The sequence below is a fragment of the Alkaliphilus metalliredigens QYMF genome, assembly GCF_000016985.1.
Classification (GTDB): domain Bacteria; phylum Bacillota; class Clostridia; order Peptostreptococcales; family Natronincolaceae; genus Alkaliphilus_A; species Alkaliphilus_A metalliredigens.
In genome coordinates this window covers 3,258,532-3,281,988 of sequence record NC_009633.1, presented here as the reverse complement: position 1 = coordinate 3,281,988, position 23,457 = coordinate 3,258,532, and the positions used below count along the sequence as shown (strand labels likewise).

Genomic DNA, 23,457 nt, shown 5'->3' with positions numbered 1-23,457 from the left:
ATTTGCTATATATTTATTATAGAGCTAAGTTTGAAAAGGTTTTCAAGAGAAAGGCTTTTCAAAATAGTTAAGCAGCAGAGTAGCAAGCCACAATATGATATGAATAAATGTTGAGTACGTTTGAGAAAGTCTATAGACTTAGCTTAAATAAGCCAACACAGAAATCTTTATTTCTGTGCTGGCTTTTTTTGTTGTCTAAAGCGCTATAAAATACGAAGAAGAGGAGATGAAAAAGTAGAGTTTAAAAGAAAATGATGAAAAACACAGGTGTATTTTAAGAATGTGAACGACTATGTAAAATTAAGACTTGATTAGGATTAAAAAAAATTTTAAAAGGGGTGCAAACAATGAGTGATGTAAAAGTTTCTAAAGAAATTAAAGAAGTTAAAGAAACTAAAGGATTGAAGATGTTTGGTATGCCGCTTCATGTGTATGCAATATTTGCAGTTGTCATGGTTGCTGGTCTTGCTACGGAGACCATATCTACTGATTTGGCTGGTGGATTTGCAATATTATTTTTCCTAGGAATTACCTTTGGTGAAATTGGGGATCGGATTCCTGTATGGAAGGAATATATCGGTGGAGGCGCAATATTAGCGTTTCTTGGTGCAGCATACTTAGTATACCAAGGAATATTGCCTGAGAGATATGTTGATTCAACAACGAATTTTATGGCTAGTACAGGTTTCTTGACATTATTTATTACTGTTTTAATCACAGGATCCATCTTATCAGTAAATAGAAAGCTATTAATCAAGTCCTTTGCAGGGTATATTCCAGCTATATTAGGTGGCGTAGCTGGTGCTATGTTATTAGGAGGAATTGGTGGTTTATTTATCGGTGTTCCTTTTAAAGATGTTGTGATGAGATATGTGCTACCTGTTATGGGTGGAGGAAACGGTGGCGGTGCCATACCCTTAAGTGAAATATGGCATCAAGTAACTGGAGAGTCACAGGAAGGGTACTATTCATTTGCCATAGCCATTCTTACCATTGCAAACATTGTTGCAATCTTTAGTGGAGCACTATTGAATAAGCTTGGAGAACAGAGACCTTCTTTAACAGGAAATGGTTCAGACTTAATCAGAAATGAAAGTGCATATATAGATACTGCAGAAAAACAAGAGAAAAAAATAACAAATAGAGAAATTGCAGCTGGATTAGTATTAGCCACAATGTTCTTTGCATTAGGAAGACTTTTCTCGGGTTATTTACTTCCGACAATAGGTGGTGTGGTAATCCATCAATATGCATACATGGTTGTATTTGTAGCAATTTTTAATGCCATGGGAATGATACCGGAAGAACTAAAAATGGGTGCCAAAAAACTGCAAACATTTTTTACGGGTCAGTTTATATGGGTGATCATGGCTGGTGTAGGGATCGCCTATACAGACTTAGGAGAGCTCTTTGCAGCGATTACACTAGGAAATGTGTTTATCGCAACGCTTATTGTATTCGGAGCAATTATTGGTAGTGGATTTATTGGATATCTTGTAGGATTTTACCCAATAGACACAGCGGTAACAGCAGGATTATGTATGGCAAATAGAGGTGGTTCTGGTGACTTAGCAGTATTAGGTGCTGCAAAGAGAATGGACTTAATATCCTATGGACAAATAGCGTCAAGGCTTGGCGGCGGGATGGTATTGATTATAGCCAGTGTACTTTTCAGTATATTTGTTTAAGTAATTAATTGGAAAATATTTTTAGAGGCTAAGATAATAGAGCCAAAGTTTACTAGACCTTGGCTCTATTATTTAGTAAACTGTTTTCGAAGGAGGGTTACAAACAATGAAACCAAGTGGAATAGGCCAAACCGGCAGCTTAGAGTCCAATGATTTAATGGTAATTGTAGATTTAAATCAAAGTGAAGATTTGACAATAGAAATAGAAAGCATCGTTAAAGAAAAGTTTGGGGAACAAATAAAGGCTGTTGTTGAACAAACATTACAGGAAAATAATATAAAAAATGGATATATCAAAGTAGCGGATCGGGGTGCTTTAGATTTTGCAATCAGAGCACGATTAAAAACAGCAATTAAAAGGGCAGAGGGGAGGGCGTAGAAAGTGAAAAGATTAAGAAGAACCATGCTTTTTGTACCAGCAAGCAATCCAAATATGATGGTGAATGCATCGGTTTTTAAACCAGATTGTATTATATTTGACTTAGAGGATGCTATCTCTTTAAGAGAGAAAGATAGTGCCAGAGATTTACTTGTAGAGGCGCTAAAAACCATAGACTATGGTGACTGTGAGATATTTGCTAGAGTGAATCCTCTCTACACACCCTTTGGAGAAGAAGATGTGAGGACATTGGTGGCAGCAGGCCTAAGAAACGTAAGATTACCTATGTCTGAAACGGCACAAGATATTGAACAACTAGATAAACTATTAACTGACATTGAGAAAGAACTAGGCTTAGAAGATGGGACTGTCAAGATATTAGGAGCTATAGAAACCGCAAAAGGCGTTATAAATGCAGAAAAGATTGCCATTGCTAGCTCAAGAGTAATAGGGATTTCCTTTGGGGCAGAAGATTTTACAAGAACCATCGGTGCGGAACGTAGCAAGGGTGGAGAAGAATTGTTTGTAGCTAGATCGAAAATAGTACTGGCCGCTGCGGCTGCTGGTATTGATGCCATAGATACAGTGTTTGCTGATGTGGAAGATGATGATGGATTTAAGAAAGAAGTAGAGTCGGCTAAGCAATTGGGCTTTGCAGGAAAATCGATTATTCATCCAGGGCAAATAAGAACAGTGCATAATGAATTTACTCCTTCTAAGGAGGATGCCCAAAAGGCATTAAGGGTCATTAAGGCCATAGAAGAAGCAGAAAGTAAAGGTCTAGGAGTCATATCATTAGATGGAAAAATGGTGGATGCACCGGTTGTGGCAAGGGCTGAAAAAATCGTGTGTTTAGCTAGAGGCGCAGGAATACTATAGGAGGTGGCGAAAGTGTGTAATATGGTAAAAAATGCACTAGGTAGAGAAGTACCAAAGCATATAGATGGAATAGGAGAACTTAAGGCATTTCAAGGAGCTTTTGCTTACGATCCAAAAGGGCAAAAATTAGCTCCCAAAATAACAAAAACATTTCATGGAAATGATAAAATAGTAGACAATATAAAAAAGAGTTTAGAATTATGTGGCATTGAGGATGGTATGACAATATCCTTTCATCATCACTTTCGAAATGGTGATTATTTAGTCAATATGGTAATCGATGAAATTGCTAAAATGGGTATTAAGGATATCACGGTATTTGCTAGTTCCCTGCAGTCTGTTCATAAGCCATTAATTAATCATATTAAAAATGGTGTGGTGACTGGCATTGAAACCAGTGGACTTAGAGGTGAATTAGGAGAAGCCATTACGAGGGATAAAATACTAGATAAGCCTGTGATTATTCGTTCCCATGGGGGGAGACCTAGGGCCATCGAATCAGGTGAAAGTAAAATTGATATTGCTTTTATCGCAGCTCCCGCAGCGGATCTCTATGGAAATGTCAATGGTGTAGAAGGTCCAACTGCATGTGGTTCCATGGGTTATGCCATGGCAGATGCAGAATATGCTAATAAAGTCGTTGTCGTAACTGACTTCATGGTGCCATACCCTGCAAATCCCATAAGCATACCACAAACCTTAGTAGATTATGTTGTAAAAGTAGATAAAATAGGAGATCCCAAAGGAATTGTATCTGGAGCAACCAGAGTGACTAAAAATCCACTAGAGCTATTAATTGCTGAGAGGGCATTTGAAGCTGTGGTTGCATCGGGCTTAGTAAAGGAAGGATTCTCTTTTCAAGCAGGAACCGGTGGACCATCTCTAGCCGTTGCTCAATTTCTAAGAGAAAAAATGAAGACAGAAGGAATTAAAGGTAGCTTTGTCTCTGGTGGAATCACAGGACATTCAGTTGATATGTTGAAAGAAGGACTATTTAAGACATTATTAGATGTGCAGTGTTTTGATTTAAAAGCTGTAGAATCCATTAAATCCAATCCAAATCATATAGAGATGTCAGCTTCATTCTATGCAAATCCTCATAACAAAGGTTGTGCAGCAAACCAACTGGATATTATGATTGTAAGTGCCACAGAGATAGATGTAGATTTTAATGTTAATGTGATTACGGATTCAAATGGTATTATCATGGGTGCATCTGGAGGACATTGCGATACAGCCGCAGGATCTAAGCTCTCTATTGTAATCGCACCACTGTTAAGAGGTAGACTGCCTATTGTAGTAGATGAGGTGACAACAGTGGTCACACCAGGTGAGACCATTGATGCTGTCGTTACTGAAAGAGGAATAGCCGTCAATCCTAGAAGAAAGGATTTAGAAGCGTTATTTAAGGCTGCTAAATTGAATGTCATGAGCATACAGGAATTAAAAAACATAGCAGAAGGATTGACTGGTAAACCGGGAAAGATCCAAACTACAGATGAAATTGTGGCTTTAGTTGAATATAGAGATGGTACCATCATTGACACCATTAGGAGAGTTAAATAATGAAACAGGATTTACTAGAAAAGGTGCTAGAGGCTAAGGAAGAAAGAGCAACTTATCAAAAGCAGTTGATAGATAACTATCAGCTGCCTTTGGTTTCCTTAACATTGAATTTACCAGGAGGATATTTTCAATATACTGGTTGGGAGAATGTTATGGAGAAGGCAGTAATAGCCATTGATAAGGCATTTGACAATGATGTGATGTTTAAAGATACAAGAGTCGGTAAGTGGGGTCCCGAAGGGTTTTGGGTTATAGACCAATTACTTGAAAATGTAAAGATAGGAACCATTCGGATAGAAGACATTCATCCCTTAGGTAGATTATTTGATATTGATGTGATCAATAAACAAGGAAGTTCCATATCTAGAAGGGACTTTCATATAAAAGCAAGAAAATGTATGATCTGCAATCATGATGCCCTAGACTGTTATGTTGGTAAAAAACATACAGGAGAAGAGCTGAAGCTAAAGATAGACGAAATGATTGATAAGGGACTGGAAAAGGGATGGTAGAAAATCAATTCGTTTTAACAAGATATTAATTTTATATTTTTTTAGTAAACACTTCTGTAATTTTCCACTATTGCATTTATAATTTGTAAAATTAATAAACTTTAAAAAAGAAGAAATTTGTAAAAAGGTGTCGTAATAGTTATGTAAGATTAAGAAAAAACAATGCATACCAACATACCTAAGGAGGCTGCATATGAGACGAAAAATATACTCGTATAGCATAGATTTTCTACTTTATTCTATGCCATTATATATTCTTTTAACAATGATAGATATGAGTAAGATTGGGGGGATATTATATTATATTTCATACTTTTTTGTTATTTCACTATTAAGGTCTAAATTAGAAATGAAAGTGAATTTTAATGAACAAGAGATGACAAAGGTACTTAGGGAAATTGCTGCAGGAAACCTAGCTATTGCCACAGAAATTTCTAAGAAAACAAAACAGAAAATCTATAATGATCTTTTAAAGGTAGAAAAACTAACAGAAATTTTCATACATAATAAGTTTAATATTAGCATAATGCATGAAAAAGGCAAAGAATTTATATCTAAAAGTAATGGTATTGTTAGATTTTTTGTTACAGATGAAAGTGGACAACAAATATATAATTCAGCACAAAGCATGGAAAATAAAAGCAAATTACTCTTCAATGGAGACAGAGACTACTTTACAAAGGCTAAAGAAACGAATGAAACGCAAACATCTGATTTCTCATTTTCAAAACGTGAAAATAGGTTGGCTATCATTGTAGCAGTGCCGTATGAAAAAAATGGAGTTTTTAGAGGTGTTATAGCTGCAACACTTGACCTGGAAAAGATAAGTAATGAAGAAGAAAAAATTACAAATATGCTGTTAGGGACAGTATCCATATTAAATAAATTAATAAAAAAAGTAGCTGAAGCTGCTAAGAAACTGATACAATCTATACAGGAAATAGCTCGGTTAAACCGAAGCATTCATAATGGTAACAAAGAGATCGTTAAAGAAATTGAAGATATGGCAAATCGTGTTGCAGATAATAATGATGCGATTCAAACTGGGAGTACTAAAATAGCAGATGTTGTAATTGAATTAAACAATATAGTAAAGATAACTGATAAAATTCAAAACAACACGATAGAATCATCCAATACAATCGAATTAGGACAGTATAAATTAAATGAATTATTTGATAAAATGAAGGAAAGTAAAGGTGCGCTTGCAGAAGTGAACAAAGTAGTGACTGACTTAGACAAGAAAACTGACGAAATAAACGGCATTGTTTCTGTTATAAGACAGATAGCTGATGAGACCAATTTATTAGCGCTCAATGCATCTATTGAAGCAGCTAGAGCAGGGGTTCACGGTAAAGGTTTTGCTGTGGTAGCGGAACAAATAAAAAAGCTAGCAGAACAATCTAATAAAGAAGTAAGTGATATAGATCAGACTTTGAGTTTAATAAAAGAAACATTAAGTGATGTATCGAAAAAAGTAGAGGTAGCAAATGCGATATCACAATTACAGGAAAAATCATTCGAAGAGAATAAGAGTATATTCAATACAATAATAAGTGCTTCAGAAGCAAATCAACAAGATGTGAAGGAAATTTTTGTTACTGTTAATGGCACAAACGATTTTATTAAGAATATTGAAAAAGTAATGACCCAAGCAACTGCTGCATCACAGGAAAATACAGCCACGGTTCAAGAGGTAACAAGTAATATTGAAGAGCAGTTCCAATATTCATCAAGGTTAGAGGATGTCATAAACGACATAGAAAATATGGCCAATAATTTAAAACATAGTATTAGCAGTTTCAAATATTAGCAATAATTGTATCTTGTTATCATTCAGGAAGAACTCTTCGAAAGGTTCTTTGCAAATAACTAATGTGAAGTCAAAGATAGATGAAATGATTGAAATGGGACTGAAGAATGGATGTCAGAAAATAGTTATATTAAATGAGAACTAACAAAGCTATGAATTTTAGCAAATTGTTATATCGAAAAGATGTAGAGAGGATGAAGTAAGATGGCTAAAGTAAAGATTACCGAAACAGTTTTAAGGGATGCGCATCAATCATTAATTGCTACTCGGATGAAGATAGAAGAAATGTTGCCTGTATTAGAAAAACTAGATCAAGCAGGGTACCATTCTCTAGAGGTATGGGGAGGAGCTACATTTGATTCGTGTCTACGATTTTTAAATGAGGATCCCTGGGAACGGCTAAGAACCATTAGAAAACATGTGAAAAACACAAAGCTACAAATGCTTTTACGAGGTCAAAATCTGTTGGGATACAAGCATTATGCTGATGATGTTGTAGTAGCCTTTATCAAAAAAGCAGTGGAAAATGGAATCGATATAGTCAGGATATTTGATGCTTTAAACGATGTAAGAAATCTTGAGACGGCCTTAAAAGCCACCAAAGAGGCAGGAGCTCATGCTCAAATTGCCATCTCCTATACTACCAGTCCTGTACACAATACAAAATATTATATTCAGCTAGCTAAAGAAATGGAAAAAATGGGTGCAGATTCAATTTGTATTAAAGATATGGCTGGTATTCTAAAACCCTATGATGCCTATGAACTTGTTAAAGGATTAAAAGCGGTGATCAAGGTCCCAATACAGCTGCATACCCATTATACTAGTGGAGTTGCTTCTATGACTTACATTAAAGCAATAGAAGCTGGGGTGGACGTGGTGGATTGTGCTATTTCTCCCATGGCATCGGGGACATCCCAACCGCCTACGGAGCCATTAGTGGCTACTTTACAAGGAACTGAATATGACACTGGAATGGATCTTGGAGATTTAGACCAAATTGCTGCACACTTTGCCCCACTTCGAAATGAATATATTAAAAGTGGACTGCTAGATCCTAAGCTATTGGGTGTAGATATCAATACTTTAGTTTATCAGGTACCTGGTGGGATGTTATCAAACCTTGTCTCTCAACTCAAACTGCAAAATGCAGAGGATAAGTATGAGGAAGTGCTAAAGGAAATACCAAAAGTTAGAGCTGAGCTAGGATATCCACCTTTAGTGACTCCCTTAAGCCAGATGGTTGGTACCCAGGCCGTATTTAATGTAATCATGGGAGAACGCTATAAAATAGTACCAAAAGAAATAAAAGCCTACGTTAGAGGAGAATATGGGCGACCTGCAGTGGCGATTTCTGAAGAAATACAAAGAAAGATTATTGGGAATGAAGAAGTGATGACCAAAAGGCCAGCTGACAGTATTCCCCCGCAGCTAGAAGGATTTCGTAATGAAATGAAAGAGTTTTTAGAGCAAGAAGAGGATGTATTATCCTATGCCTTGTTTCCACAGGTTGCACAGGAATACTTTAAATATAGAAGGGCACAAAAGTATAAAATCGAGACGATTTGTGTAGATATGGAACAAAAAACCCATCCAGTATAAAACTACATAAATTAAAATTTATGACAAGCTTAACATAGAAAATGATCTATAGGATGAAGTAAGAACGAGAAAATCATGATTAATGAAGCAGTATAGGAGGGAGAATTATGACCATGAGCAAACTGGAAGGTCTTCGCCAACAAAAATCAAAAATCCAAGAAGGTGGCGGAGAAAAGCGTATCGCGGCCCAGCATGAAAAAGGAAAGTTAACAGCTAGAGAAAGAGTTAATTTACTGTTTGATGAAGGATCATTTGTTGAAATAGATGGTTTTGTCAAGCACAGATGCGTGAACTTTGGCATGGAAACGGTCGATGCACCGGGTGAAGGTGTCATCACTGGATATGGAACTGTAGAGGGGAAATTGGTTTATACTTACGCCCAGGATTTCACTGTTGTGGGTGGATCCCTAGGAGAAATGCATGCCAAAAAGATTTGTAAGGTACAGGATATGGCAGTGAAAATGGGGGCACCAATCGTTGGGATGAACGATTCCGGTGGTGCCAGGATTCAAGAAGGAGTCGACGCCCTCTCTGGATATGCACATATTTTTTACCGTAATACAATTGCCTCGGGAGTGATTCCTCAAATCACTGCCATTATGGGACCTTGTGCAGGAGGCGCTGTGTATTCACCGGCATTAACAGACTTTATTTTTATGGTGGATCAAAGCAGTCAAATGTTTATTACAGGACCCCAGGTCATTAAGACCGTAACAGGAGAAGAAGTCACCTCCGAGGAGCTAGGGGGAGGCATGACCCATAACCGCATCAGTGGTGTTGCCCATGGCGTAGCCAATAATGATGAAGAATGTATTCTAGAAATTCGTAGATTATTGAGCTTCCTACCCTCTAACAATATGGAGGGGGCACCGGTATTTGAAACAGAGGACGATATTAATCGAATCATTCCAGAATTAGATGACATGATTCCAGATAGCCCTAATAAGCCCTATGACATGAAGACGATTATTGAGATGCTAGCAGATGATGGAGACTTTTTTGAAGTACAACCATACTTTGCAATGAATATTGTCACTGGTTTTATTCGTATTAATGGTCAATCTGTTGGGGTCATTGCAAATCAACCAAAGGTATTGGCAGGCTGTTTAGACATTAATGCCTCAGATAAAGCCGCACGATTTGTTAGAACCTGTGACTGCTTTAATATTCCAGTTTTAAATATTGTAGACGTACCAGGTTTTTTGCCTGGAAAAGGCCAGGAGCATGGTGGGATTATTCGTCATGGTGCCAAAATGCTTTATGCCTACAGTGAAGCCACGGTACCAAAGATTACATTGATTGTACGAAAGGCCTATGGGGGGGCATACATTGCCATGTGCTGTAAAGAATTAGGTGCGGACTTAGTACTGGCATGGCCTACAGCTGAAATTGCTGTCATGGGAGCCGAGGGAGCTGCAAATATTATCTTCCGTAATGAAATTAAAGACGCAGAGGACCCACAAGCCCTTAGGGCGGAAAAGATAGCAAACTACAAACAGGAATTTGCAACCCCCTATAAAGCTGCGGAGAGAGGGTATGTTGATGATGTCATTGAACCCTCATCCACTAGACCAAGATTAGTCAGTGCCTTAAATATGTTAGCCAGTAAAAGAGATTCAAGACCATCTAAAAAGCATGGTAACTTGCCAGTCTAATACATGAAACTGAATTCAAAAGAGGTGATTAGTCAATGACTTTGTTAGAAAAAATGAAAGTATCCATCGATCAAATGACCATGGCGGAAAAATTAGGTGGCAGTTTACAGGCCACGGTAATGGGGGTTTCAATTGTATTTGTGGCTCTGATGTTTCTATTTTTAGCCATTACCATAATGGAAAAAATGCTTTATGGTGCAGAACAAAAGAAAACAAAAAAGGAAGTGCCTGTACCGGTTGAAGCAACAATAGAGGAGGCTGAGGAAGAGGACACAACCTCTGACACAGAGCTAGTGGCCGTAATAACAGCAGCTATCGCAGCGAGTTTACATACATCTACTCACAATATTGTGGTGAGAAACATTGTGCGGACCTCTGAAAACACACCGGCTTGGGCTCGGGCTGGACGTGGGGAGCAAGTTCAAAGTCGTCTATAATATCATAAGGAGGAAATCAACCATGAAAAAGTTTAATATTACTGTAAACGGCGCGTCATATGAGGTAGAAGTTGAAGAAATTAAGGATGGATCTGTGGCATCTGCACCGAAGGCACCAACTGCAGCACCAGTGGCAAAGCCTGCAGCACCAAAGGCAGCAGCCAAGACTGAAGCCAAATCAGGGCCAGTGGCAGGAGCCACTAAGGTGGAATCACCAATGCCAGGAAACATATGGAAAATTCAAGTTAAAGAAGGACAAGAAGTAAAGAATGGTCAAGTACTTATAATCTTAGAAGCGATGAAAATGGAAAATGAAATTGTCGCTCCTTGTGATGGAACAGTGGCTGCCATTCATGTTTCAGAGGGTGCATCCGTCAATGGAGGAGATGCGTTAGTTTCTTTAAAATAATACAACTTCATAAAATGGATTGAAAGGAGATGCACAAATGCTTGATGTGGTCATGAAATTTTGGGAAACCACTGGTTACGCCAATATCACATGGCAAGCCCTAGTTATGATGGGTGTTGCTTGTGTTTTATTATATCTTGCCATTGGAAAAGGGTTTGAACCACTGCTACTTGTACCCATTGCCTTTGGAATGCTACTGACGAATCTGCCGCAATCCGGGGTGATGGAGCTAGGGCATACGGTCCTCAGGGCTTTGACTCCAGGAACTGTGGGAGAAACAGTTCAAATGCTGGCAGAGCCAACAGCAGAAATGCTAAGAGAAGGAATTCCGGCTCAGATTTATACAGAAACACCGGGAGGATTGCTGCAATACTTTTATAGAGGTAATCAATTGGGGATTTTTCCACCTCTGATCTTTTTAGGGGTAGGGGCTATGACAGACTTCGGACCGTTAATTGCCAATCCTAAGAGTTTGTTTTTAGGTGCTGCAGCTCAATTAGGGATCTTCTTTACCTTTACTGGAGCCATTTTGATGGGCTTTACAGCACAGGAATCCTCTGCCATAGGGATCATCGGAGGGGCAGATGGACCCACGGCAATTCTTATTACAGCCATTATGGCCAGTCATTTACTAGGACCCATTGCTGTGGCAGCTTATTCCTATATGGCCCTTGTGCCAATTATTCAGCCACCGATTATGAAGGCGCTGACAACTAAGGAAGAGCGTATGATCAGGATGAAGCAGTTAAGAAATGTAAGTAAAAAGGAAAAAATTATTTTTCCAATCCTAGTGACAATTCTAGTGTCTCTACTGTTGCCAGCGGCAACGCCTTTAATAGGAATGCTGATGTTTGGTAACTTACTGAAGGAAAGCTTAGTAACGGACCGACTTTCTAAAACCGCACAAAACGAGTTGATTAACATTGTAACCATTTTACTAGGGTTAAGTGTGGGTGCCAGTGCAAGAGCAGAGGAATTTTTACAGATAACGACAATCCAGATCATTGTATTGGGAATGGTGGCCTTTGCAGTTGGATCTGCAACCGGTGTGATCCTAGCTAAATTTATGAATAAGCTAATGGGTGGAAATGCCATTAATCCATTAATTGGATCAGCAGGGGTATCGGCTGTACCAATGGCTGCCAGGGTATCACAAACAATGGGACAAAAAGAAGATCCAACAAACTTTTTATTAATGCATGCCATGGGACCCAATGTGGCAGGTGTGATTGGATCAGCAGTAGCAGCAGGGGTTTTACTATCTTTGTTTAACTAAAAAGCAATACAAATGAATTGATGATAAAGGTAAGGAGAGGTGTGTTCAACGCACCTCTCCTTTTTATATGTTGGAGGATTCAGTAATTATAAAATCAATAAATTTTACGGTTAAATTTCTTTTAGGATTTCTTTTTTATATAAAATAGGACAAACTTATCTATAAATTAAGAAGGTGATTTTTCATTACCAAACTTTGTCTTAACTAAGTCAATGAATAACTTAGACGCTTTAGAAACATACATGTTTTTACTTGTAGCAATGCATGTAGTCCAATAAGCACCATATTTTTGATCTATATAAAAATACGATGGTTGGTATTTTTCTCCAAAAATTTTACTGTATTCGTAAGGTATAAAAGTTGATCCTATCCCAGTACTAGCTAATCTTCTAGCTGTTTCGAAGTTCTTTAAGGTCAAAACTATATTTGGGATAATATCAGCTTTTTGAAATATCATCGTTGCAACTTGACCAATCCTTTTACCGGAATGGAGAACGATAAATGGTTCATCTTTAAATAATTTTAAATCTATAGATGGAAAAGAAAGACCATCTATATTTTTAGCATGTCTTGATAGGGGATGATTCTTTTCTGTCGCTAATAGAAAAGGATCATCATCTATAGGATCAAACAATAATGAAGATTGACGTTTGGTGACAGGCATATGCATGATAGCAAAGTCTATTTCACCGTTTATTAAGGTGTTTTCTAATTCCGTAGAATTTTTCTCTTGAATAAGGACCTGTATATTAGGACAAAGCTTTTTAAAATCAGGAAGGACGGTAGGTAGAAGGTGTGTAGCCAGGAAATTTGTAATTCCAATCGTGATTCTACCGCTCTTTAAATCGTTTATATAGCTAATTTCCATCTCAAAATCATTATATATCTTTAATATTTGAGTAGCAGCTAGATAATATTTTTCTCCAGCATAAGTTAATAGCATACCTTGATTAGTACGTTTAAATAAGTGTAAACCTAAGTCTTCTTCAATTTTTTGAATTGATTGGCTAAGGGAAGGCTGTGCTATAAATAATTTTTTTGCTGCTTTTGAGATGCTTTTTGTATCAGCAATCGCTTTTATATATAGTAATTCACGTTGATTCATAAATAACCTCCTTGCCCATAGGCAAAGCCTATGGATGATATAACTATAATAGTATTAGCCTATATTTCAGAATAATTATATAATTAAATTAATGAATTGACAATACAATACTAGAAAATATAGGAGGGTGATCTTATCTTGATTAATTTGTACGAAAACGGAGGATATCTTATAAATGGAAATGAAATCATTTTCAATACACCAGATGTAAAAGAAGTAATAAGAAATAAAACAGGAAAAGAATTAAATGAAAAGGCCGCTAAACAAGGCTCTATTACCTGTCAAATATTAAATAGCCATAATATTGGAACAGGAGATGAACTTAGATTAAAATTTGACTCTTTAACATCTCATGATATTACTTATGTTGGTATCATACAAACGGCTAAAGCCAGTGGGATGGAAAAATTCCCCATACCTTATGTGCTAACTAATTGTCATAATACCCTATGTGCAGTAGGGGGCACGATCAATGAAGATGATCACAAGTTTGCATTATCTGCTGCACAAAAATACGGGGGAGTCTATGTACCTCCAAACCTAGCAGTCATTCATTCTTATAACAGAGAGATGATGGCGAAATGTGGAAATATGATTTTGGGATCTGACAGTCATACTAGATATGGGGCACTTGGAACAATGGCAGTAGGAGAAGGTGGCGGAGAACTTGCCAAACAACTTGTAGGAAAAACGTATGATTTTAAAAAACCGAAGGTTGTTGCTGTTTATTTAAAAGGAGAGCCTATACTAGGGGTTGGACCACAGGATGTTGCCTTATCTATAATTGGAAATGTATATAAAAATAATTTTACAAAAGATCTAGTAATGGAATTCGTGGGAGATGGGATCGAAAAATTGCCTATTGAGTATCGAAATGGAATCGATGTAATGACTACTGAGACAGCTTGTTGGAGTTCTATTTGGCAAACTGATGAGAAGGTAAGGGAATACTACAAAATTCATGGTCGGGAAAAGGATTACAGTGAACTAAAGCCAGCAGATATTACTTTCTATGATCGGATTATTGAAATCGATTTATCGAAGATTAGACCCTCTATAGCAATGCCATTTCATCCAAGCAATGTTTATACGATAAAAGAACTAAAAGAAAATGCCAAAGACATCTTCCATAAAGTAGAAGAAGAGAGTAAAGCACTATTTGAGTCCAATACTGTGGAAATAAATTTGTCTAGTAAGATCATCAATGGGGATATATATGTTGATCAAGGAATCGTTGCAGGATGTGCAGGGGGAACATTTGACAATATTGTTGCAGTAAGTGATATCCTAAGAGATTTTGTAAGAGATAAAACTGTAGGAAATAGAAGTTTTTCTATGAGTGTATACCCAGGAAGTCAACCTACCTATGCTGAACTGGTGAAAAATGGTTCGGTTTATGATTTGATGAAAGCTGGTGCCATAGTTAGATCAGCGTTTTGTGGACCATGCTTTGGAGCAGGAGATACACCTGCAAATGGGGAGTTTTCTATCCGACATACCACGAGAAATTTTGCTAATAGAGAAGGCTCAAAACCAAATGAAGGACAAATCTCTATGGTGGGTCTTATGGATGCTAGATCCATTGCAGCAACTGCCATAAATGGAGGAAGATTAACCGGAGCAGATGAAATAGATATAGAATATAGCAATAAAAAATACTATTTTGATAAAACCATTTATGATAATAGAGTCTACGATGATGTAGAAGAAGCAGATGATTCTGTGGAACTGGTATCTGGACCTAATATAAAAGACTGGCCAGAGATGCCTAGTTTAACAGAGGATATTCTTTTAAAAGTTGTAACGCATATAACGGATCCAGTAACCACAACAGATGAACTGATTCCATCAGGGGAAACTTCATCCTATAGATCTAACCCTCTGAGACTAGCAGAATTCACCTTAAGTAGAAAAGATCCAAACTACGTTTCGAATTCTAAACAAGTATTATCCTATGAAGTAGCTAGAGAAGAAGGAAAATCTGTAGATATTGAATTTGAAGCTTTGAAAAATCTTTATAAAAAGATCAAATCCATAAAAGGTTTTGAAAATAAAGAAGCAAAGGATATTGCCATCGGAAGTACGATATATGCCAATAAACCCGGAGATGGCTCAGCTAGAGAGCAAGCAGCATCTTGCCAAAAGGTAGTAGGAGGTTGGGCAAATATTGCAAAAGAATATGCTACAAAACGATATCGGTCCAATTTGATCAACTGGGGTATCTTGCCATTTTTAACGGAAGATGAAAATGCTGTAAGTAAGGGAGATTTTGTTTTAATACCTGGTATAAGATCAGCTATCATTAACAAGACAGATGAAATAAAGGCATATGTAATTGGTGAAGAAATAAAAGAAACCGTTTTAAGACTTGGACAATTGACCGATGATGAAAGAGAGATATTAATTGAAGGCTGTTTAATAAATTACTATAGGAGATAAGATCAAATATCTCCTATAGTAAATAATAATAAAAGATCTAGTTTCAACTAAAAAACTTGAGGGGGAATAAAATGTTATCAATACTTGGATTTTTAATGGTTATTAGTATTATTGTGATTTTACTAAAAGGAAAAATGAGTCCAATCGTTGTACTTATCTTAGTTCCATTGGTTGCAGCACTTATAGCAGGTTTTGGAATTGAAGAAATAGGTGAAATGGTTAAAGGGGGAATTGGGACTGTACAAAATAATTCCATATTATTTATATTTTCCATTATCTTTTTTGGATTAATGTCGGATGTGGGTGTGTTTGATGGAATGGTGTCTGCACTTGTAAAAAGAGCTGGAAATAATGTTGTTTTAATAACAGTAGCTACCGGTGTAATCGCTACAATAGCACATTTAGATGGTGCAACTGCAACTACTGTTTTAGTTACTGTACCAGCTATGTATCCTATTTACAAAAAAATGAATATACGACCACAGGTACTGATATTAATACTTGCTAGTGCAATGGGGGTTATGAATTTATTGCCTTGGGGAGGTCCGGTAGCTAGATCTGCAGTTGTACTGGGCATGGATGCAAATGATCTATGGTTAAGGCTTATTCCGCTCCAAGTACTGGGTGTCATATTTACACTAGGTCTTGCAGCAATACTGGGTATAATTGAAAAGAAAAAGGGTGCTGGAATCAGTATAGAAGAAGCGACAGCAATAGAAATAGGTCAAGAAGATGATATAAAAGGACAAGACCTTAAACGACCTAAGTTATTATGGTTTAATCTACTGCTTACGGTTGCTGTTATTGGAACATTGGTTTGGGATGTCATGCCTGCTTACTTGGTATTTATGATAGGACTATGTCTTGGTTTAGTTATAAACTTCCCGTCATTAAAAGCCCAAGATGCGAGAATTAAAGCCCATGCACCTGCAGCCCTTGTTATAGCTGCTACAATGCTAGCAGCAGGTGTTATGGTGGGGATAATGGATGGAACGGGTATGCTTGAAGCTATGGCAGGTTCAATGCTATCTATTGTTCCAGATTTTCTAGGAAGATATGTACATTTAGTATTTGGTGTTATTGCACTTCCTCTGGGTATGATGATCGGTACCGATGCATATTTTTATGGACTGATGCCATTGGTACTCGAAGTTGGATCACAATTTGGAGTTGAGCCATTTAATACTGCAACAACGATGCTAGTGGGGAAAAATATAAGTCTTTTGGTTAGTCCCATAGTACCTGCAACTTTTTTAGCATTAGGGTTAGTAGATCTAGACTTAAAAGATCATATGAAATTTAGTTTTAAGTGGTTATACGGCATGAGTATATTAATGTTGATCGCATCAATATTAATAGGGTTAGTGCATATATAAAAAAATAAAAGGTGCGACTTCTAAACATATGAAGTCGCACCTTTGTTTTTTTACTCTCTTGTATCGTCCTGTGTCTTTAAAGCACTAGGTCGTTTGGTTTTCAATGGTACTGGAATTCGAATAAATAAATCTAATAAAGCTTTACCGTTAAAGGGAATCAATGGCCATAAATAAGGGACGCCTAATGATTTGGATGTAGCAAGTAAAATAATCCATAGCAAGATGCTCCCCAGAAAACCATAAATACCAAATAACGCACCACCGATGAGGAATACCAGTCTAAACATTCGATTGGCTAAACTCAGTTCGTAGCTAGGCGTGGCAAAGGTACTCATGGCCGCAATGGCTAAATAAAGAACTACCTCTTCGGCAAAGAGACCAACATTAATGGCAACTTCACCAATTAAAATGGCAGCGACCAAACCTAAGGCTGTAGCCAAGGCACTGGGGGTATGTATGGCTGCCATCCTTAGGATTTCGATCCCAATTTCCGCCAAGAAAAACTGCCAAAACAAAGGAACCTGACCTGTTGTCTCAGGGCCAATAAACTTTAATGACTCAGGAAGAAGATGAGGGTTTTCGGCCAAAACATACCATAAGGGTAACAAAAATAAAGATGCAAAAACCGCTGTAAAACGAACCCAGCGTAAAAACATACCCACAATTGGTTTTTGACGATATTCCTCCGCATGTTGGAGGTGATGCCAAAAGGTTGCAGGACAAATCATCACACTGGGTGAGCCATCCACAAGCATGAGGATATGCCCTTCCCTGAGGTGTACACCACATGTATCCGCACGCTCAGTATATCGAACCATGGGATAGGGGTTATAGTGACGGCCAAATATAAACTCTTCCAAGGACTTTTCCTCCATGGGTAATCCATCAATTGAGATATCTTCGATTTTTTGCTTTAATTGCGCCACTAAATCCAAGTCTACGACGCTATCTAAGTATGCGATGACGATATCTGTTTTTGAACGGGTACCCACTTGTAATGGTTCCATGATTAAAGAACGATCTCTCACACGACGGCGAATTAACGCCACATTAAAGACCAAGGTTTCGACAAAACCGTCTCGAGGTCCCCGGACAACGCGTTCAATGTCTGGCTCTTCAGGAGAACGGCTAGGATACTCTCTGATATCGATTAAAATCCCTTCGTTACATCCTTCAATAATTAATACTGCTTGTCCAGATAAGATCTGGGTAATGCTCTCTTCTAGGTCATCAATTTTCTCCACCTCGATGTGGGGAATAAATCGTTTCACTAATTTGTCTACGGCATCTTTATAGATATCATTGGGAGCGAGATGTTCTAATTCCCTCATAATCATAACCATCACGTTTTCATTAGCAAACCCATCCACGAAAAAAAGACCAAACTTACGATTGGCATACTCTAACTGTCGATGGATAATGTCGAAGTTTTCATCTACTCGCAATTCCTTCAATAAATAATTAATATTATGACTAAAATTTTTTGAAAGAGGGACTTTATTATCTCCTTTGCCCATTTTCCCACTCCTTTCATCACAATAGGATTATTATGTCTTGAAATTAGCGGAGATATGTATAAGGGAAATATGAATTTACAGATGGATAACACAATTCATTACTGATGCTACTTTTGAATTTTATAGTTGTAAAATTTTTCTATATTTAATGTAAAACCCATAGATATTTTCAATAAGTAAAAGACTCTCAAATGATTGTGACACAGAGGAAGTCCTGTTACACTGAAAAAGAATAAACCTAGGGGGAATGAAAATGAGACCAGCAATGATGGAAGAAGTAGAGGCTTTACGGGGTGTCAATTCAGTTAAAATTAAAGAGGCAAGTGAAGCGGGGAAGAAGGTAGTGGGTATGTACTGTGTTTTTTCGCCACAGGAGATTGCCCTAGCTGCTGATGCAATTAGTGTGACACTTTGTGGAACAAAACAAGAACCCATTGAAGATGCAGAAAAAGAACTGCCAAGAAATCTTTGTCCACTGATTAAATCAAGCTATGGATTTGCCATTACAGATAAATGCCCTTATTTCTATTTTTCCGATGTATTATTAGCGGAAACCACCTGTGATGGAAAGAAGAAAATGTATGAGTTGATGGGTAAGATTAAGCCAATGCATATTATGAATTTACCACAAACGGCTGAAGGAGAGGAATCATTGGCCCTTTGGAAAAATGAAATGGTTCGGTTTAAAGACTTTTTAGAAAAGCAGTTTAATGTAGAAATTACAGAAGAAAAACTAAAGGATGCCATTAAGCTAATGAACCGTGAAAGACAGGCAATGAAGCGTCTACACCAACTAAATGCCCATAAACCTGCACCGCTATCAGGAATGGATATGATGTTAGCGCAATGGTTAAAGGGGTTTAACGTAGATAAAGAGGCTGGAATTGAATTAATAGAAAGACTAATCCATGATGTTGAGGATCAAATGAGTAAGGGACAATACGCCTTCAGTGAGGGGGCACCGAGAATTTTATTGACAGGGTGTCCAATTGGAAGTGGCTCGGAAAAGGTACTGAAGTTGATCGAAGAAGCAGGGGCCAGTGTTGTTGCATTAGAAAACTGTACAGGATATAAAGGTCTAGATACCATGGTAGATGAACATAAAGAACCAATGCTTGCTTTAGCAGAAAAGTATTTATCTACTCCTTGCTCTTGTATGAATAACAACAATGGTAGATTGGATTTAATTAAAAGAATGGCAGCGGAGTATCAAGTGGATGCTGTGGTAGATCTAACGTGGCAAGCCTGTCATACATACAATATTGAATCCTTCACTGTGAAAAAATATGTCAAAGAAGAATTAGGACTTGCCTTTACTCAAATCGAAACAGATTATTCGGATTCAGATGTAGGACAATTAAAGGTAAGGATAGAAGCCTTCTTAGAAACATTGGGGGTTACGGTCACTGGTTAAGGAGTGGAACTTCGATGTCGTACTAAGACTCCCTTTAGATTAAGTCTCATTTGAGAAGGACGTGATAAATTGATTAGTATTGGAATTGATGTGGGATCCGTGGCGGCAAAAGCTGTGGCCTTTAATGGAGAGAAAATCATGGCAACAGCAATCATTCCAACTGGATGGAGTCCTAAGGAGTCAGGAAACCGGCTATTAGAGGAAATTTTGAACAAAAGCCAACTTACGCTAGATGAAGTTCATGCCATTGTTGGAACTGGCTATGGCCGTGTTTCGTTGGATTTTATTAATAAAAAGGTAACTGAAATTACTTGTCATGGGAGAGGGGCACATTTTATTAACCCTGAAATTAGAACCGTGATTGATATTGGGGGACAGGATAGCAAGGTCATTCGACTAAATGAAAGCGGATTGGTAATGGATTTTCTAATGAATGATAAATGTGCAGCTGGAACAGGGCGTTTTTTGCAGGTCATGGCCAATACCATGGAAATGGATGTGAGTCAACTCTCTGAAACAGCAGGAGATGCAAAGCCTGAGAACATTAATAGTATGTGTACTGTTTTTGCTGAATCAGAGGTCATTAGTTTGATGGCTGAAGGTGCTTCAAAGGAAAGTATTGCTGCAGGATTATTACAATCTGTATGTAATAAAACCTATTCCTTAGTGAGTCGAGTAGGTGCAGAAGATCAGGTGTTTTTTTCAGGAGGTGTTTCTCAAAACCCATTACTTAAAAAATACTTAAGTGACAAGCTGGGAGTAGAAATTCAAGTATCTGATCTTTCCCAATTTATTGGGGCTATTGGGGCTGCGATTATTGCTTATGAGTTATAAGCCATTAATAAATGTCGATAACGACATATTATGTATTTTCTAAAAAGTAAAATATTTGAATATAAACATCCAGAAAGAGTAGTGATAAATTAAAATATCACTACTTTTTTTATATAATAGGTAAGTTCTACTTTCCTAATTATATAAAAAACAGGGGTTGAAAGGGGAAGTATTCCCCTTCCGTAGTCAGAAGGGTGCTCAGACGACTTTGTCGTCGTCGAAGGGAAACTAGGTTTCCCTAGCGAAAGCGTCGGAGACGCTTTTTTTATGTAGATGATAGTTGATAAAAGTAGACTGAAGGACACGAAATCTTTGCCACAAAACTGTCACATTTTGTTAGTATAATAGATATGGGGAAAGCTAGAACGGTATAAAAATAATGTGAAGATCAAAAGAGGTGAAGGTTATGGTAGGAAGTCGGATTCTTTTAGTAGAGGATGAAAAAAACTTAAGAAAATTGGTGGCAACTTATTTAAAAAAGGAAATGGTCAGCGTAATTGAAGCAGCTGATGGTAAAGAGGCCTTGGTATTATGGGAAGAGGAGCAGTACGACCTGATTATTGTGGATATTATGCTTCCGGAGTATGATGGTTGGACAATTTGTAAAAGAATACGGGAAAAGAGTAATGTGCCTATATTAATATTAACAGCGCGAAGTGAAGAACATGATAAACTCTTTGGGTTTGATTTAGGGGTGGATGATTATATGACAAAACCTTTTAGTGTAAAGGAACTGGTGGCTAGAGTGAAGGCTTTATTAAAGCGAAGTAATCGCCAGTTATCAACAGAAACTTTGATAGTACAAGGATTGAAGGTAGATAAAAAAGGGCACCAAGTCTTTTTACAAGGTGAACGTCTTATGTTAACTCCTAAGGAATATGATCTGCTTTTAATTTTCCTCCATAATCAAAACCAAGCGCTATCTAGAGAAGTAATTTTAGATGGAGTTTGGGGATATGATTATTATGGTGATTTGAGAACAGTGGATACTCATGTGAAGCGGTTAAGACATAAATTGAAGGAAATGGGAGAGCAGATTAAAACTGTCCGAGGGCTAGGGTATCGGTTTGAGGTGACAAAGTGAAAAAGCAATCCATTTTTATAAAATTACTTTTGCTTTTTCTACTATTTACATTAATTGTTAATGGTATTTTTTGGTTATTACAAAGTCAGTTATTGAGCCACTATTATATTTATCAGAAAGTACAGGGTATGGAGGCGTACGGAACAAAAATTGACAGACAAATTCAAGAAGACGGTACGAGTGAAGAAATGGTAATTTACATTAGAAATGTTGTCGAGGAGATTAATGGTCGAGTGCTGATTATTGATGAGCAGGATCAAATTATTTATCAAGAGGGGCTCATCAGAATAGGTCGAGCTAATTTCATTCCTAGCGAACATTTAAACCAGGCTAGAAGAGGGCAAACCCAATACTATAAAATTTCTGGACACAGTAGTCAAATTGAGTTATTGGCTGTTTTGGTTCCAATAGATAATAAAATATATTTCTTTCAAACACCACTACAGCCTATTGAAGAAGCAGTCGCTATTAGTCAGCAGTTTACGCTATATCTACTACTGGTAGCCTTAATTGTGGCAGTCATTTTATCGTGGTTTTTTTCAAAAACCATTACGAAGCCTTTAGTTGGTTTGAATGAAGTTGCCAAAGAAATGAGTCAGTTAAACTTTCAAGTAAGGTGGAATGGAAATAGAGGAGATGAAATTGGTCAGCTAGGAGAAACCTTAAACTTCTTAACAGAAAAACTAAAAACAACAATTGAAGCACTACAAAAAGAATTACAAAATGAAAAAAATTTAGAAAAAATGCGTAAGGAATTCGTTGCCCGTGTTTCTCATGAATTGCAGACACCCATTTCATTGATAAAAGGTTACACTGAAGCACTAGAAGATGGAATGGCAACAAATGAGAAGGAGAGGGAAGAATACTTTACAATTATTGAGGATGAAATAAATAAAATGAGTAACTTGGTAAGAGATCTGTTGGACCTGGGACAACTTGAATCGGGAAACTTCAAGGTAAATGTTGAACAACTTGATATTGGCGTGATGGTTCAACGAAGTCTCTGGAAGTTTGAATTATTTAAAAAGGAAAAAAACTTGAGATTTCAAGTAGATACATCAATGGAGTCATGTGAAGTCCTAGGAGATGAATATCGGATTGAACAGGTACTCACCAATCTTCTTCAAAATGCGGTTAATCACACTGAATCAGGAGGATTAATCAGTGTTTCGATACAAGAAGAAAAAGAGAATATTAAAATAAGTGTGTATAATGAAGGCAATCCAATTAGCGAAGAAGAAAGAATGTCAATATGGGAAAGTTTTTATAAGGGCAGTGAAGAAAAAAAAGGAACAGGATTAGGATTAGCTATTGTGAAGAATGTACTTGAACTCCATGGAAGTCAATATGGTGTAGAAAATCATGAAGAGGGTATAATGTTTTTCTTTACATTAAAAAAAGTTTCTTATAGTTGTCACTAAGTTGTCACTTTAAAAGCCTATACTATCTATGAAAGCAGTAGGTAAGAAAAA

Annotated in this window: 19 protein-coding genes; 17 read left to right on the top strand and 2 right to left on the bottom strand. The window is 37.2% G+C overall.

The genetic code is table 11. The features are described from left to right. Positions 1 to 347 precede the first annotated feature (347 nt). The 11 genes from citS to AMET_RS15845 all read left to right on the top strand — a co-directional run bounded on the left by citS (position 348) and on the right by AMET_RS15845 (position 12,216). Positions 348 to 1,688 carry a citrate/sodium symporter CitS gene (gene citS, locus AMET_RS15895; RefSeq protein WP_012064329.1) on the top strand — a complete coding sequence of 447 codons (1,341 nt, stop codon included), beginning with the start codon at positions 348 to 350 and terminating at the stop codon, positions 1,686 to 1,688. 106 nt (positions 1,689 to 1,794) lie between these two features. Next, complete coding sequence (gene citD / locus AMET_RS25880) at positions 1,795 to 2,067, top strand: citrate lyase acyl carrier protein (RefSeq protein ID WP_012064328.1); 273 nt, start codon at positions 1,795 to 1,797, stop codon at positions 2,065 to 2,067. Between the two features lie 3 nt (positions 2,068 to 2,070). After that, positions 2,071 to 2,946: an aldolase/citrate lyase family protein gene (locus AMET_RS15885; protein WP_012064327.1), complete on the top strand. Its 876-nt coding sequence runs from the start codon at positions 2,071 to 2,073 to the stop codon at positions 2,944 to 2,946. A gap of 21 nt (positions 2,947 to 2,967) precedes the next feature. Beyond that, the gene (gene citF, locus AMET_RS15880) at positions 2,968 to 4,512 is read left to right on the top strand and encodes a citrate lyase subunit alpha (RefSeq protein WP_041721755.1); all 1,545 of its coding nucleotides are present in this window, start codon (positions 2,968 to 2,970) and stop codon (positions 4,510 to 4,512) included. After that, the gene (citX, locus tag AMET_RS15875; protein ID WP_012064325.1) at positions 4,512 to 5,024 is read left to right on the top strand and encodes a citrate lyase holo-[acyl-carrier protein] synthase; all 513 of its coding nucleotides are present in this window, start codon (positions 4,512 to 4,514) and stop codon (positions 5,022 to 5,024) included. The genes citF and citX overlap by 1 nt, the downstream gene beginning before the upstream one ends. Before the next feature lie 193 nt (positions 5,025 to 5,217). Then, positions 5,218 to 6,837: a methyl-accepting chemotaxis protein gene (locus tag AMET_RS15870; RefSeq protein WP_012064324.1), complete on the top strand. Its 1,620-nt coding sequence runs from the start codon at positions 5,218 to 5,220 to the stop codon at positions 6,835 to 6,837. 204 nt (positions 6,838 to 7,041) lie between these two features. Then, positions 7,042 to 8,439 (top strand): oxaloacetate decarboxylase subunit alpha, encoded by a 1,398-nt coding sequence (locus AMET_RS15865; RefSeq protein ID WP_012064323.1) that lies wholly within the window; start codon positions 7,042 to 7,044, stop codon positions 8,437 to 8,439. A 107-nt stretch (positions 8,440 to 8,546) separates the two neighbouring features. Beyond that, the gene (locus AMET_RS15860) at positions 8,547 to 10,094 is read left to right on the top strand and encodes an acyl-CoA carboxylase subunit beta (protein WP_012064322.1); all 1,548 of its coding nucleotides are present in this window, start codon (positions 8,547 to 8,549) and stop codon (positions 10,092 to 10,094) included. A gap of 35 nt (positions 10,095 to 10,129) precedes the next feature. After that, positions 10,130 to 10,531 carry an OadG family protein gene (locus tag AMET_RS24435; RefSeq protein ID WP_012064321.1) on the top strand — a complete coding sequence of 134 codons (402 nt, stop codon included), beginning with the start codon at positions 10,130 to 10,132 and terminating at the stop codon, positions 10,529 to 10,531. 22 nt (positions 10,532 to 10,553) lie between these two features. Beyond that, the gene (locus AMET_RS15850) at positions 10,554 to 10,940 is read left to right on the top strand and encodes a biotin/lipoyl-containing protein (RefSeq protein ID WP_012064320.1); all 387 of its coding nucleotides are present in this window, start codon (positions 10,554 to 10,556) and stop codon (positions 10,938 to 10,940) included. Between the two features lie 37 nt (positions 10,941 to 10,977). Next, positions 10,978 to 12,216: a sodium ion-translocating decarboxylase subunit beta gene (locus tag AMET_RS15845; RefSeq protein WP_012064319.1), complete on the top strand. Its 1,239-nt coding sequence runs from the start codon at positions 10,978 to 10,980 to the stop codon at positions 12,214 to 12,216. Positions 12,217 to 12,382: 166 nt separating this feature from the next. Here the strand turns inward: AMET_RS15845 and AMET_RS15840 are convergent, their stop codons facing one another. Then, positions 12,383 to 13,321, bottom strand: a complete 939-nt coding sequence (locus AMET_RS15840) for a LysR family transcriptional regulator (protein ID WP_012064318.1) — start codon at positions 13,319 to 13,321, stop codon at positions 12,383 to 12,385. Between the two features lie 138 nt (positions 13,322 to 13,459). On the opposite strand from AMET_RS15840, the gene AMET_RS15835 reads away from it, so the two are divergent. After that, positions 13,460 to 15,760 (top strand): hydratase, encoded by a 2,301-nt coding sequence (locus AMET_RS15835; RefSeq protein ID WP_012064317.1) that lies wholly within the window; start codon positions 13,460 to 13,462, stop codon positions 15,758 to 15,760. Positions 15,761 to 15,831: 71 nt separating this feature from the next. Beyond that, positions 15,832 to 17,136 carry a CitMHS family transporter gene (locus tag AMET_RS15830; RefSeq protein ID WP_012064316.1) on the top strand — a complete coding sequence of 435 codons (1,305 nt, stop codon included), beginning with the start codon at positions 15,832 to 15,834 and terminating at the stop codon, positions 17,134 to 17,136. Between the two features lie 50 nt (positions 17,137 to 17,186). Here the strand turns inward: AMET_RS15830 and AMET_RS15825 are convergent, their stop codons facing one another. Then, on the bottom strand, positions 17,187 to 18,653 hold the full coding sequence (locus tag AMET_RS15825) for a spore germination protein (RefSeq protein ID WP_012064315.1): 1,467 nt from the start codon (positions 18,651 to 18,653) through the stop codon (positions 17,187 to 17,189). A gap of 253 nt (positions 18,654 to 18,906) precedes the next feature. Here AMET_RS15825 and AMET_RS15820 point away from each other — a divergent pair, with 253 nt between their 5' ends. The 4 genes from AMET_RS15820 to AMET_RS15805 all read left to right on the top strand — a co-directional run bounded on the left by AMET_RS15820 (position 18,907) and on the right by AMET_RS15805 (position 23,406). After that, complete coding sequence (locus AMET_RS15820; protein ID WP_012064314.1) at positions 18,907 to 20,067, top strand: double-cubane-cluster-containing anaerobic reductase; 1,161 nt, start codon at positions 18,907 to 18,909, stop codon at positions 20,065 to 20,067. A gap of 69 nt (positions 20,068 to 20,136) precedes the next feature. Next, positions 20,137 to 20,901 carry an acyl-CoA dehydratase activase gene (locus AMET_RS15815; RefSeq protein WP_012064313.1) on the top strand — a complete coding sequence of 255 codons (765 nt, stop codon included), beginning with the start codon at positions 20,137 to 20,139 and terminating at the stop codon, positions 20,899 to 20,901. 406 nt (positions 20,902 to 21,307) lie between these two features. Continuing rightward, entirely contained in the window at positions 21,308 to 21,985 is a 678-nt protein-coding gene (locus AMET_RS15810; protein WP_012064312.1) for a response regulator transcription factor, read from the top strand. Further along, the gene (locus AMET_RS15805; RefSeq protein ID WP_012064311.1) at positions 21,982 to 23,406 is read left to right on the top strand and encodes a sensor histidine kinase; all 1,425 of its coding nucleotides are present in this window, start codon (positions 21,982 to 21,984) and stop codon (positions 23,404 to 23,406) included. The genes AMET_RS15810 and AMET_RS15805 overlap by 4 nt, the downstream gene beginning before the upstream one ends. Positions 23,407 to 23,457: the final 51 nt, after the last annotated feature.